This is a genomic window from Paenibacillus sp. FSL H7-0323, from assembly GCF_038002725.1.
GTDB lineage: Bacteria > Bacillota > Bacilli > Paenibacillales > Paenibacillaceae > Paenibacillus_AQ > Paenibacillus_AQ odorifer.
This window is the reverse complement of record NZ_JBBODB010000001.1, coordinates 4,293,900-4,306,859: the sequence shown is the minus strand read 5'-3', so window position 1 is coordinate 4,306,859 and position 12,960 is coordinate 4,293,900. Positions and strand designations below refer to the sequence as shown.

The 12,960-nt window shown below is 42.3% G+C and carries 11 protein-coding genes and 1 pseudogene; all 12 read left to right on the top strand.

Going from position 1 to position 12,960, the window contains the following annotated elements; genetic code table 11:
- Positions 1–115 precede the first annotated feature (115 nt).
- The 12 genes and pseudogenes from MHH89_RS19625 to pcrA all read left to right on the top strand — a co-directional run bounded on the left by MHH89_RS19625 (position 116) and on the right by pcrA (position 12,925).
- Positions 116–841 (top strand): glycosyltransferase family 2 protein, encoded by a 726-nt coding sequence (locus tag MHH89_RS19625; protein ID WP_076282460.1) that lies wholly within the window; start codon positions 116–118, stop codon positions 839–841.
- Positions 838–1,203, top strand: a complete 366-nt coding sequence (locus tag MHH89_RS31360; protein WP_076282461.1) for a DUF2304 domain-containing protein — start codon at positions 838–840, stop codon at positions 1,201–1,203. Before MHH89_RS19625 ends, MHH89_RS31360 begins: the two co-directional genes overlap by 4 nt.
- Before the next feature lie 4 nt (positions 1,204–1,207).
- Positions 1,208–1,594 (top strand): GtrA family protein, encoded by a 387-nt coding sequence (locus MHH89_RS19620; RefSeq protein ID WP_217696595.1) that lies wholly within the window; start codon positions 1,208–1,210, stop codon positions 1,592–1,594.
- A 1,113-nt stretch (positions 1,595–2,707) separates the two neighbouring features.
- Positions 2,708–2,818, top strand: a pseudogene (locus MHH89_RS31355) (transposase); the annotation flags it as partial.
- Between the two features lie 271 nt (positions 2,819–3,089).
- Positions 3,090–4,112, top strand: a complete 1,023-nt coding sequence (gene rfbB, locus MHH89_RS19615; RefSeq protein WP_312151146.1) for a dTDP-glucose 4,6-dehydratase — start codon at positions 3,090–3,092, stop codon at positions 4,110–4,112.
- Between the two features lie 24 nt (positions 4,113–4,136).
- On the top strand, positions 4,137–5,000 hold the full coding sequence (gene rfbD / locus MHH89_RS19610) for a dTDP-4-dehydrorhamnose reductase (protein ID WP_341087908.1): 864 nt from the start codon (positions 4,137–4,139) through the stop codon (positions 4,998–5,000).
- A gap of 118 nt (positions 5,001–5,118) precedes the next feature.
- Positions 5,119–6,138 carry a glycosyltransferase family 2 protein gene (locus MHH89_RS19605; protein WP_341087907.1) on the top strand — a complete coding sequence of 340 codons (1,020 nt, stop codon included), beginning with the start codon at positions 5,119–5,121 and terminating at the stop codon, positions 6,136–6,138.
- Between the two features lie 162 nt (positions 6,139–6,300).
- Positions 6,301–7,200 (top strand): glycosyltransferase family 2 protein, encoded by a 900-nt coding sequence (locus tag MHH89_RS19600; protein ID WP_445739142.1) that lies wholly within the window; start codon positions 6,301–6,303, stop codon positions 7,198–7,200.
- Positions 7,197–8,603, top strand: a complete 1,407-nt coding sequence (locus tag MHH89_RS19595) for an undecaprenyl-phosphate glucose phosphotransferase (RefSeq protein ID WP_076179706.1) — start codon at positions 7,197–7,199, stop codon at positions 8,601–8,603. The genes MHH89_RS19600 and MHH89_RS19595 overlap by 4 nt, the downstream gene beginning before the upstream one ends.
- 108 nt (positions 8,604–8,711) lie before the next feature.
- Positions 8,712–9,578 (top strand): phosphatidylinositol-specific phospholipase C/glycerophosphodiester phosphodiesterase family protein, encoded by an 867-nt coding sequence (locus tag MHH89_RS19590; RefSeq protein ID WP_076179707.1) that lies wholly within the window; start codon positions 8,712–8,714, stop codon positions 9,576–9,578.
- Between the two features lie 226 nt (positions 9,579–9,804).
- Positions 9,805–10,524 carry a heptaprenylglyceryl phosphate synthase gene (locus MHH89_RS19585; protein WP_139330100.1) on the top strand — a complete coding sequence of 240 codons (720 nt, stop codon included), beginning with the start codon at positions 9,805–9,807 and terminating at the stop codon, positions 10,522–10,524.
- Between the two features lie 61 nt (positions 10,525–10,585).
- Positions 10,586–12,925 carry a DNA helicase PcrA gene (gene pcrA, locus MHH89_RS19580; RefSeq protein ID WP_341087900.1) on the top strand — a complete coding sequence of 780 codons (2,340 nt, stop codon included), beginning with the start codon at positions 10,586–10,588 and terminating at the stop codon, positions 12,923–12,925.
- Positions 12,926–12,960 lie beyond the last annotated feature (35 nt).

The following is a 12,960-nucleotide window of genomic DNA, read 5'->3' as shown; positions in this document are numbered from 1 at the left end:
CATGCCCAGAGAATATTTGCATGGACCTTATCTTTTTTAGTTGGCGCACTTCATTTTACTAATATCTGAAATGTTTGTCGGTACTTAAGAAAATATCGTGAGGTGAAAGATAGAAATGAAAGTGTTAGTGATAATTCCCGCTTTCAATGAAGAAGGTAATATAAGGAAGTTAGTGTTTGAGTTAAATAAACTTAATGTTGATGTCATTGTTATCAATGATAAGTCTACTGATAATACTCTGAAAATTCTCAGTGAACTAAAAGTTAATTATATCGATCTACCATGTAATCTAGGAATTGGTGGAGCTGTGCAAACTGGATACACGTATGGTGTTAGAAATGGATATGATGTTGCTGTACAGGTAGATGGGGATGGTCAACACGATCCAAATTATCTACTACAGATAATAACTCCTGTTTTAAATGGAGAAGCCGATATGATAATTGGATCAAGATATATTGAGAAAGAAGGGTTTCAATCAAGTGTCGTGAGGAGAATCGGAATTAAATACTTTAGTTCGCTGATTAGATTACTTACAGGAATGAAAATAACTGATCCAACCTCAGGGTTTAGGGCGTGTAACTTGAAGGTTATGAATTACTTTGCTAATTATTATCCAACAGATTATCCTGAACCAGAATCTATAGTTGCTCTATTGAGACAAAATTATAGAATACTTGAAGTGCCGGTGATTATGTCAGAAAGACAATTTGGCTCATCTTCTATAAACTTAATGAGGTCAATCTATTATGTTATAAAAGTATCATTAGCAATTCTTATTGATCGATTTAGAAAAAAGGAATTAGTAGAGAGCTTAGAATTACTAGGAGATGACATATGATTCCATTTAATTTGCAACTCATCCTAATTATACTTAGTAGTTTAATATTTGTTTCTTTTATAGTAAGAATCAAAGCTTATAAAATAGAGTTAAAGTACACAATTCTCTGGATTGTTATGACAATTATTAATATACTCATCGCCATATTTCCTAATATTGTTCTTTTCGTTTCGAAATTGCTTTCAATTGAAACTCCTGTGAATACACTATTTCTATTCGGAATAATGACTTGCTTAATGATACTTTATAATTTGACATCTGAAATATCTAAAAACTCCATAAAAATACGCCAACTTTCCCAAGAAGTAGGGCTCTTGAAAAATGAATTAAAACAATTTGAAAATGAAAGAAAAATGGAGTGATTCTGTGAGGATTGCAAAGATAGAAATCATGAGACAATTTATTAAATATGCAATGGTTGGTGCTATTGGAACAATACTGCATACCTCTGTATTGATATTTTTGGTTGAAAAGGAAGGGTTTCAACCTCTAATAGGTTCATCAGCAGGTTTTATTTTATCACTAATTGTTTCGTATTATATTAATTTAAAATGGACATTTCAGTTGGAGAAAAAGAAATCTTTTTTTTACAAATACGTAATTGTATCATTATCTGGTCTTGGCATTAACCTTTTAATTATGTTCCTGTTAGTTAACTTGTTGGGAGTTTGGTATATTTGGGCTCAGGTTATCGTTATTATTGTTGTACCTATCTCTAATTTCACTTTAAATCGTTACTGGGCTTTTGCTTGAAAATCATTCTGAGGGTTAGGATTGTGGCTAAGAGGCGATTCAATAGGTGATTATCTACCCGACATTGGATGGCTGTTACATTCAATGGGAATACCTTTTTAACGGGTGGATTGATGCTGGCTATGGAAAGGGTTAGTGTAATTGTGTCGATCGTTTACTGCTGCGTTTGTCCATCGGTATCGAATGGAACATAGATTGAACTTGAGAACTTCATACTCGAAACAGCAGTAGTTAATCGTTTCAAGAGGATAATGATTGATCAGTTATGTGAAGGCAGTGAAATGAGAGTAGATGATGTAAATAAGATTTTCAAGGTCTAGGTGTGTCTGAGTTCGAATCCAAGATTCCCACAGGTCCTTTCTTTGCAATCGTTACCTTGAGTCGTTCTTTTTGGTCGTCGGAACGTTTTGAATGTCTTCGGGATATTGGCCAAATTTTAGGACTGAAAGTACGTGCTTGCAATAATCATTTGAGTACCCACTAAATGTATGAGAAGAACTTTCAAAAATATCTGCAATTTAGATTAACTTCTGACCTTTTAAATGTAAACGGACTGCTAAATCTCTTTCGTACATGTTGGCGTTTTCTGTGTCTTTCGTTACCATTGTTAGTTGTTCAATCTCGTTTTCGTAATTCATTTCAATCCCCGTATTTGCTTCTTTACTATTTTTCACCTCATGAAGATGATTTTTATATTTTATTTTTGAGTTCAATATATATAACTATATGTTGCAAATCGATATCGAACATCATAAATAAATAATATGAAGAAATAAATACAGAACTACAATCATTTCTGAAATTATCTTATATATATCATTAATGCTAAAAGCTCAAATATTGATTCGGGCGTACCAATCCCTGAAGTACATCTAGTTTCGGTAGGCCGGCAGCGAAAGTACCGACTATGACTGCCATAACGGAGCCAAACTGTTTGGATCCTAAACTACGAGACTGGGCAAGTCCCTTACCGTAATGGCGAACGATATGAAGCCCCGGTACTCCTCCTATTTCTTGATGCAGTCCAACGGGCCTATCCTGAGGGGGAATTGTGATGCTCCTAGATAATAGCCGAATTCAACATGCCACAAAAGAGCAAGCCTATTTGCAAAAGATACTCGGCTACAGTTTGTGCTCCTGCCGAAGTATTCTATGGAGCTCAACTTAGTTGAAGGGCTATGGAAATGGCTAAAAAGTGATATTGTCCACAACGTGTTTTACTAAAAAATTCTTCACACCCGCGTAAAAACGTGTCAACATCAATCCTATGCAGGTCATTGATCGTCTTTGGTGTACACATGTAATTCAAAATTTCGGTCTATATATAATAAATATTCTCTTGAAATAGTAATCGACATATCATGAATGGGCGACACGTGTGTTGGGGTGTAGAGTTTATTTTTAAATACTTTTACAATGAATTAATAATTAATCCTTTCTGCGTGTTAGAATAATCATACAAATTATTAAACAAATCTAAAAAGGTGGTAACCACATGAAACTCCTCATCACCGGCGGAGCCGGATTTATCGGCAGCAACTTTGTATTATACATGCTGCAACAACATCCTGATTACCAGATCGTCAACGTGGATGCATTGACTTACGCAGGTAATCTGGAGAACCTAAAATCGATCGAGAATCATCCGAACTATACGTTTGTGAAGGCCGACATTACAGATGTTACTGCGATGGATGAACTGATTAGCCAGGGTGTGGATGTCGTTGTCAATTTCGCGGCGGAGTCGCATGTGGATCGGAGTATTTTAGAGCCGGAAGTGTTTGTGAAGACGAATGTACTTGGAACACAAGTGCTTTTGGACGCGGCGAAAAAATACAGTATCACTAAGTTTGTTCAAGTATCTACGGATGAGGTATATGGATCACTGGGTGCAACTGGATTATTCACCGAAGAAACTCCTTTGGCTCCTAACAGTCCATATTCAGCAAGCAAAGCAGGCGGAGACTTGCTAGTACGTGCATATCACGAAACGTTTGGACTGCCAGTGAATATTACCCGCTGCTCAAACAATTATGGCCCGTACCAATTCCCGGAAAAGCTTATTCCGCTGATGATTTCCCGTGCACTTGCTGATCAAGCGTTGCCTGTTTATGGCGATGGAATGAATATCCGCGATTGGTTGTATGTTGAGGATCATTGCAGCGCGATTGATTTGGTTATTCATGAGGGTGTGAACGGCGAAGTCTACAACATTGGTGGCAATAATGAACGTACGAATGTGCATATTGTAAACACGGTATTGCAGGAACTAGGCAAGCCTGATTCTTTGATTACTTATGTTCAAGACCGTCCTGGTCATGATCGCCGTTATGGGATTGATCCAACTAAGATTATGAATGAACTGGGATGGAAGCCGAAACATACGTTTGAAACAGGTATTAAAGAAACTATCCAATGGTATCTCAATAACCGCGAGTGGTGGACCCGTATTCAATCTGGGGAATACCAAAAATATGCTGAACAGCAATATGGTGATCGTTTAGGTGACTCATTGTAATTTTGATACGGGGGTAAAATAGCTATGAAGGTACTTGTTACAGGTGCGGCCGGACAACTAGGTCAGGACGTAGTTTTACTGCTCCAGCATCAAGGTCACGAAGTGTTGGCTTGCGATCGTCAGGAGATGGATATTACTGATCTGGATCAGTGCATCCAAGTTATTGGCGGGTTTGGACCGGATGCGGTTATTCATTGTGCTGCTCATACGGCAGTAGATGCGGCAGAAAGTGATATTGATGCAGCTTATTTAATTAATGCTACTGGCAGCCGAAATGTAGCGCTTGCTTCTGAAAAAGCTGGAGCCAAGCTGGTGTATATTAGCACGGATTATGTATTTGATGGTATGGGTGCACAGCCTTACCATGAATATGATAATACAGACCCTAAGAGTATATACGGCAAATCGAAACGTGCGGGTGAGGTACTCGTTCAATCCCTCTCCTCTAAGTATTTCATCGTACGAACGTCATGGGTGTACGGCAAATACGGAAATAACTTTGTCAAAACAATGCTAAAGCTTGGTCAAGAAAAGCCAATGCTTCAAGTTGTCGATGACCAAAAAGGTTCGCCTACTTACACAGTCGATTTAGCTCGATTCTTGCTTGAGCTTGTTCAAACTGAGAAGTATGGTGTATACCATGCGTCAAATAGCGACTCTTGTACCTGGTTTGAATTTACACAGGCGATCTTTGTAGAGGCCGAGGATATTTTGGGTTTCAAATTCACTGCTACGCTTGAACCGTGTGCTACGGAACAGTTTCCGAGACCTGCACCACGTCCTCGGAATTCGGTGATGGAGCATCTGTCGATACGTACGAATGGTTTTGAGGACATTCGACCTTGGCGTGAAGGCTTGAGAGGTTTCCTCTTAGAGCTAAAAGAATAGAATAACACCAATTGAAACTCCCAAATCGTTTATAACGATGCGGGAGTTTTTTGTGTTCTTTCGTTATAATAAGAAGGAAGCAGGTAGTTAATTAGAAATTACAAAGTCGAGGATACTCATGAATAACAAAACAGTTAGTGTACATATCGTCACCTACAACAGTACGGATGACATTATAGATTGCTTAGAGGCAGTAATGGCACAGGATTATCCTATTGAGAAAATTGTAGTTGTGGACAATGCGTCTTCGGACGATTGTGCAGAGAAAGTGAATATATTCTTTAACGGGATCGATAAAGGGGCTTTTTCAAGTAATTCACTAGAGGATTTAGAACCGTTCAATTCACAAGCTAACAAAGAAGCGTCTACGAGCCTGCTACTCATCCAAAACCCAAAAAACACAGGCTTCGCCCCAGCTCATAACCAAGCTATAGCTACTACAGAAACAGATTATGTGCTCGTTCTCAATCCGGATTTGACGCTGGCACCAGACTATATCTCTAGACTAATCGCACTAATGGAAGCCAACCCGCAGATCGGCAGCGCCACAGGTAAGCTTTTGCTAAAGGCTGATCACGGATCAGTGGATAGCACTGGTCTTCAGATGAACAAGGCACGGCGTGCGTTTGACCGTGGTGCGGGGGATCCAGCAGAACTATGGACACAGTCGGGTACAGTATTTGGTGTATCTGGGGCGGCGGCGATGTATTCTCGACGGATGATTGAAGACGTTAGTGTTGATGGGGAGTTTTTTGATGCAGATTTTTTTGCCTATAAGGAAGATGTGGATGTGGCTTGGAGAGCTCAGCTATTTGGCTGGCAGGGGTATTATGATGCTGAGGCAATTGGGTATCATGAACGTGGGTGGAAAACGTCTGGCCGTAGTACCAAACCAATGTTCATCCGGCGAATATCTTACATTAATCGCTACAAAATGATCTACAAGAATGAATCGGCTCGAACTATGCTGAAGACAATCTTGGTTTCTCTTCCCTATGAAATTGCCGCGCATGGTTATATGCTTCTGAGAGAGCCAAAGTTAATCGTAGCGTGGAAATCCTTTTTCACTCAGCTCCCAGCGTTAAAAAAGAAACGAAAATATATACAGACCATCGTAAAAGAGCGAAAGAACACGTAAATCAAACAGTATCTGGAAAAACCTCCCTGAAAGGTCACCTCCTCTCAGGGAGGTTTTATGTTATAATAATTGTCGGTAGATTACTATATTTGTCAGGAGCGTTACGCAGTGAATGTAGATGTAAGCATACTTATTGTCAATTACAACACGTGTCGCCTGACGATGGACTGTATCAGGTCGGTATATGACTCAGAAACGAACTATTCCTATGAGATTATTTTGATAGACAACAATTCCCATGATGATTCGGTAGAGATGATTGGTAGAGAGTTTCCAAGTGTCATGTTGATCGCAAATAACGACAATGTCGGTTTTGCCCGTGCAAATAATCAGGGGATGGAAGCTTCATCCGGACGGTATGTACTATTGCTCAATTCAGATACGGTGGTAAGCAGGGATACGCTGGAGACGATGATCTCCTTTATGGATGGTCGGCCCGATGTTGGGGCGTCAGGATGTAAGATTATTTTGCCAGATGGGTCGCTGGATAAAGCGTGTAAGCGAGGATTTCCTACACCGTCAGCTTCCTTCTATTATGCTTTTGGTTTCAGTAAGTTGTTTCCGGATCGACCGAAGTTTAACGGTTATCAGTTAGGTTATCTGGACCCTGATCTTGATTACCCGATAGATTGTCTGGTGGGTGCGTTTATGCTGCTGCGGCGGGAGACGATTGATCAGGTCGGCGGATTAGATGAAGAGTTTTTTATGTACGGTGAGGATTTAGACTGGTGCTATCGTATTAAAGAGGCTGGTTGGGAGATTTATTATTATCCGAAGACCTCCATCGTCCATCTCAAAGGCGGCAGTGCCAGACGTAGACCGTTCAAGATCGTCTATGAATTTCACAGGGCAATGATTTTATTTCATCGTAAGCATTATAGTAGGAAGTACAACAGTATTATAAATGGAACAGTATATGCTGGTGTTGGTATGAAGTTTGCTCTGTCCCTTTTGCGGAATGCCCTAATCTTTCCTAAAGCAGTTCCATCACCTGCACAGAGTCTTAGCTCTGCCCCTGAAACAGGCACTCGTAACGATAAGAATACTGAGGTGAGATTATGATTCGGCGGAATCAGAAATTTTTGACACAGCTCTATATGGTTGCTGATTTCATTGTCATTCAGCTGTCTTTTTTGGCGGCTTGGTGGCTTAAGTTTAAGAGTGGATGGATGGAATTTTACAATCCTCTACCCGTAGAGTCGTACGCTTATTGGAGTATGATCTATGGCGGAGTAGCTGTCTTAATCGGTATCCTTTTATCGCTTTATTTGCCTAAGCGTAAGAAACGTTTTGTCGATGAATTTATTAAGATTTTCCAAGTGCATATCATGAGCATCTTCATCCTGCTCGGTCTAATGTTTTTCGTGAAAGAAATTGATATCTCCCGTACATATCTGGCTATTTATATGGGATTTAACGTTCTTTCCATTATGCTTTACCGTTATGTGTTGAAGAAGATGCTTAAATCTTTGCGCGAAAAAGGATTGAACCGCCAGTTCGTACTTATCATCGGCGCTGGTACACTCGGCAAAAGATTCTACAACAATTTGGAGCAATATCCAGAGCTCGGATATGAAGCTATTGGTTTCTTAGACGACTATCATACTTGGGATGGAATTGAAGAACAGCGCTATAAACCGATTCTAGGTACGGTTGATCAGTTATCCGGAATGCTGGAGATGCTGCCTGTGGACGAGGTTATTCTTGCTTTGCCGCTCGATGCGCATTCTAAATATCCTTCGATTATTGCGGCCTGTGAAAAAGCAGGGGTACGCACATTGATTATTCCGGATTTCTTTGATTATTTACCGGCGCGTCCTTACTTTGATAACTTTGCAGGTATGCCAATGATTAATGTTCGTGATATTCCACTGGATATGACGGGGAATAAGATGGCAAAACGTTTGTTTGATATCGTGTTCTCTCTATTCGCTATTATTATGATATCTCCCGTGATGCTGATCGTAGCTCTCGGCGTACGTCTTACCTCACCGGGACCGATCATATTCCGGCAGGAACGGGTGGGACTTAATCGGCGTAATTTTATGATGTATAAGTTTCGTTCAATGAAGCTGCAGCAGGACGGGGAAGAGGATACAGGTTGGAGTACGCGGGAAGATCCGCGTAGAACTCGATTTGGAACCTTTATCCGTAAGACAAGTCTGGATGAGCTTCCGCAATTTTTTAATGTATTACTCGGTCATATGAGTGTAGTTGGCCCACGGCCAGAACGACCATTTTATGTAGAACAATTCCGTGATGAAATTCCGAAGTATATGGTGAAGCACCATGTGCGTCCAGGAATTACGGGCTGGGCACAGAGCAATGGGCTGCGCGGGGACACTTCAATAGAGGAACGGATTAAGCACGATATTTTCTATATCGAAAACTGGTCCTTACTGTTCGATATTCGAATTATTTTCAAAACGATTCGCAACGGCTTCGTTAACAAAAACGCATATTGAGACCTGCACTTATTTAGATTTGTGAAATTTTAATAATACCCCGTTTTGCCACTGGCAGAGCGGGGTATTAATTTTCTAATCTAAACTTTGCAAAGGAAACTCACAACTATGAATAAGAAAAAGATTATTGCAACCGTAGTAATGATTGTCGCACTAATAATGATTCTTGTAATAACGTTGAACAAAGAGGAAGAGCAACCCACGAGCGGTTTTGAAGCGCACAGAATCGTTGCACATGCCATGGGGGGAATTAACGGATATACGTATACCAATGCTTGGGAGGCCTTTGTCGCTAACTATGAACGGGGAACTCGCGTATTTGAAGTTGATTTTTTGTTATCGAAGGATGATCAGTTGGTTGCTCGGCATGAATGGACAGGCAATATGAGCAAGCTTTTAGGTCAGTTGGAGGTTCTCCCTGCTAATAAACAGGGTGTGGCACTAGATTACGAGGAATTTATGGACAGCCCCATCCTGAATATATACTCTCCGCTTGATATTGAGAAGGTGCTTGATCTAATGCAGAATTATCCAGATGCTTATATCGTTACGGATACCAAAGAAATCCAACCGGAACTTATAGAGAAGCAATTTACATTGCTGACCGAAGCGGCGCAGCGTCGGGATCCAGCGTTGTTGGAGCGGATAGTTCCACAGATCTACAATCAGCCGATGCTTGATGAGATCAATAAGGTGTATTCTTTTCCAGAAGTGCTTTACACCCTGTACCAATCTAAGGATACGGATGAACAAGTTATTGAGTTTGTTAAAAAAACAGGTGTGGATATTACGATGCCAGTTAGCCGGGCCACCAAGAGTTTTGTCAAACAGTTAAAAAATATCGGAGCTCGTGTATACGTTCATACAGTGGATGAAGAGGATGAGATTAGAGAGCTATCTCGTATGGGAGTAGACGGATTTTATAGTGATTTTGTGCCTGAAAATGATTTGAATAACCTCAGAGGTATACGTTGAAATCTATATCCACTCATTACAACTAATATATCCCTGCAAAGTGCTGCTTTCCTCAGATGCGTATTCAGGTACTTTGCGGGGACCTCAAATTTACATACGAAAAAATGTTCGTATTTTTGTTCGCTTTAAATTGACACACCTCCTGTGCTGGCATAGACTAGATCTATATCTTTTGCGGCGGCAGGAGTGTTTTGTCTTGCCCAAATGACAATTAAGGATGATTCCCATGAAATCAGTACAGCAAATGATCAAACCTTGGCGGCATGTGTTTAAGTTGGACCCAGATCGTATGATTTCAGATGAGGATTTGGAGGCCGTTTGCTTGTCCGGCACGGATGCCATATTGATAGGAGGCTCTACAGGAGTTACTTATGAGAATACAGTAGATCTCTTATCAAGAGTAAGACGTTTTGAGCTGCCCTGTGCACTCGAGGTATCCGAACTGGAAGCTGCTGTACCCGGATTTGATCTTTATATGATTCCTATGGTGCTAAATACACCTGATCCAGCTTGGATTGTAGGCCATCATCGTCGAGCTATAGAGCGTTATGGATTTATGATCCCATGGGATCAGCTGCTAACGGAAGGTTACGTCGTTTTGAACAGTGATTCTTCAGTTGCGCGGATTACAGGGGCCGAGACAACCATTAATGCTGAAGAGGCGGCTGCGTATGCCCAGGTTGCGGACAAGCTGATGTCCCTGCCAATAGTCTATCTTGAATATAGCGGTAGATTTGGGGATATGGAGACAGTACGTATAGTGCGTGAGATGGTGGAGCAAGCCCAACTATTTTATGGAGGCGGCATTACTTGTGAGGCAGAGGCCGAGCAGGCAGCAGCTCTATGTGATACAGTAGTTGTCGGCAATATTATTTATCGGGATGTAGAGCAGGCAATTCGTACGGTATTTGCTGTTAAAAAGACGGTGCAAGAGCAGTTCGACTAGCGGTTAGCTTATGGACTACTTATGATTTGTAATTTCATTTTTAGAAAGGAGCATGTTACACATGCAACTTATTAACATACAAGACGCGGTCAGCCGATTGAATCCTCCACAAAGGCAGGCTGTCGAAACTACTGAAGGACCCCTTTTGATTATGGCTGGTGCGGGCAGTGGGAAGACGAGAGTGCTGACTCACAGAATTGCCTGGCTGATTGCTAATCGAAAGGCGCCGCCTTGGGCGATTTTGGCGATTACATTTACGAATAAAGCTGCGAGGGAAATGCAGGAACGTGTATCTAAGCTCGTTGGACCTGAGGGAAGAGATATTTGGGTATCCACCTTTCACTCCATGTGTGTTCGGATCTTGCGGAAGGATATTGAGCGCATTGGATTTACTTCCAACTTCTCGATTCTGGACTCTACAGACCAGTTATCAGTCATTCGTAATTGCATGAAGGAACTGAATATTGATACGAAAAAATTCGAACCGAAAGCTGTACAGGCCATAATTAGCGCATCTAAGAATGAACTGATTACTCCGGCGCAGTATGAGCAAAAAGTCGGTGATTATTTCGAAGGTTTAGTTACCAAGGTTTATAAAATGTACCAACGGCGTTTGAGAAGCAATAACTCGCTTGATTTTGATGATTTGATTATGAAGACTATCGAATTATTTAAGGAAGTTCCCGAGGTTCTGGATTTTTACCAAAAGAAGTTCAAATACATCCATGTGGATGAGTATCAGGATACGAACAGAGCACAATACATGTTGTGCCGCATGCTGGCAGACAGCCACCACCGCATTTGCGTGGTAGGGGATAGTGACCAGTCGATCTATCGCTGGCGTGGTGCGGATATTACGAATATTCTTAATTTTGAAGAGGATTATCCGGAAGCGAAGACGATTCTGCTAGAACAGAATTACCGTTCAACCGCTAATATCCTGAATGCAGCCAATGGGGTAATCGCGCTTAATAGTGGCCGTAAACCGAAAAAGCTGTGGACCGATTCCGAGGAAGGCGCCAAGATTAAGGTGTACCGGGCGGATTCCGAGCATGACGAAGGGTATTTTGTAACCGGAGAAATCAGCAAAAATGTGAAGCAAGGTCAAGCTTACCAGAATCACGCGATTCTGTATCGGACGAATGCTCAGTCACGGGTAATAGAAGAAATTTTGATCAAATCAGATATTCCATATCAAATCGTTGGCGGGATCAAGTTCTATGATCGTAAAGAAATCAAGGATCTGCTGGCGTATCTACGTTTACTGTCTAACCCTGATGATGATATCAGCCTGACGCGTATTATTAATGTTCCTAAGCGTGGATTAGGAGATACAACGGTTGGCAAGCTGGCAGCTGCTGCTGGTGAACGTGGTGTTTCTATTTTCCGAGTGCTGCAAACGGTCGATGATTTGGGCTTTGCCGGACGGACGCGGAATATGCTAGTAGAGTTCTACGATATGATTGAAGCTCTACACCGTATGGTGGAGTTCTTGTCTGTAACCGAATTGACGGAAAAAATACTGGAAATGTCGCAGTACCGTTTGGAGCTGCAAAATGAAAACACACTCGAATCACGCTCGCGGCTAGAGAATATCGATGAGTTCTTATCGGTGACGATGGAGTTTGAAAAGAACAACGAAGACAAGTCGCTGGTCTCCTTCCTCACGGATCTTGCACTTATCGCAGATATCGATAGTGTGAACGATGATGAAGAGGATCGTAGTGATGCGGTTGTGTTAATGACGATGCACAGCGCCAAAGGTCTGGAGTTCCCGACGGTATTTATCGTCGGAATGGAAGAAGGCGTGTTCCCACACAGCCGTGCCTTCCAGGACAACGACGAGCTGGAAGAGGAACGCCGGCTTGCGTATGTGGGGATCACCCGCGCGGAGAAACAACTGTTTCTCTCTTGTGCGCGGATGCGTACGCTCTTTGGCCGGACGACGGCGAACCAACCGTCCCGCTTCTTAGAGGAGATTCCGGAGGAACTGAAGGAAGATACCGTTAAGACTCAAGACCGCTTCCAGCGCGGAGGCGCGGAGGTAGGCGGTGCTTACGGCGGACGCGGCTTCGGCAGTGGTGGCCGTGGGAACTTTGGCGGCCGAGGCGGAGCCGCCGGAGCTACGCCGGCAGGCGGCGGAAGCACGGCGTCAGCGGCGGCAAGCAAGAGCAGCGTGACCGTGACCTCCGGAGGCGCACAGCGTGCTACCGGAGCAGGGGCTGCTGCAGCTGGCGATTACAAAGCCGGTGACAAGGTCTCCCACGGCAAATGGGGCACGGGCACCGTTGTATCTGTTAAAGGCAGCGGGAATGACACGGAGCTACAGATTGCTTTTCCGGCTCCCGTGGGTGTGAAACGCCTGCTTGCGGGGTTTGCGCCGATTACCAAAGTGGAATAATAACAGACAACGATTAACGAACGGATATTTAGACC

Excerpts from the sequence above, each read along its gene's own strand:
- MHH89_RS19625 (WP_076282460.1), top strand. The coding sequence starts at position 116 with ATGAAAGTGTTAGTGATAATTCCCGCTTTCAATGAAGAAGGTAATATA.
- MHH89_RS31360 (WP_076282461.1), top strand. The coding sequence starts at position 838 with ATGATTCCATTTAATTTGCAACTCATCCTAATTATACTTAGTAGTTTA.
- rfbB (WP_312151146.1), top strand. The coding sequence starts at position 3,090 with ATGAAACTCCTCATCACCGGCGGAGCCGGATTTATCGGCAGCAACTTT.
- rfbD (WP_341087908.1), top strand. The coding sequence starts at position 4,137 with ATGAAGGTACTTGTTACAGGTGCGGCCGGACAACTAGGTCAGGACGTA.
- MHH89_RS19605 (WP_341087907.1), top strand. The coding sequence starts at position 5,119 with ATGAATAACAAAACAGTTAGTGTACATATCGTCACCTACAACAGTACG.
- MHH89_RS19600 (WP_445739142.1), top strand. The coding sequence starts at position 6,301 with ATGGACTGTATCAGGTCGGTATATGACTCAGAAACGAACTATTCCTAT.
- MHH89_RS19595 (WP_076179706.1), top strand. The coding sequence starts at position 7,197 with ATGATTCGGCGGAATCAGAAATTTTTGACACAGCTCTATATGGTTGCT.
- MHH89_RS19590 (WP_076179707.1), top strand. The coding sequence starts at position 8,712 with ATGAATAAGAAAAAGATTATTGCAACCGTAGTAATGATTGTCGCACTA.
- MHH89_RS19585 (WP_139330100.1), top strand. The coding sequence starts at position 9,805 with ATGAAATCAGTACAGCAAATGATCAAACCTTGGCGGCATGTGTTTAAG.
- pcrA (WP_341087900.1), top strand. The coding sequence starts at position 10,586 with ATGCAACTTATTAACATACAAGACGCGGTCAGCCGATTGAATCCTCCA.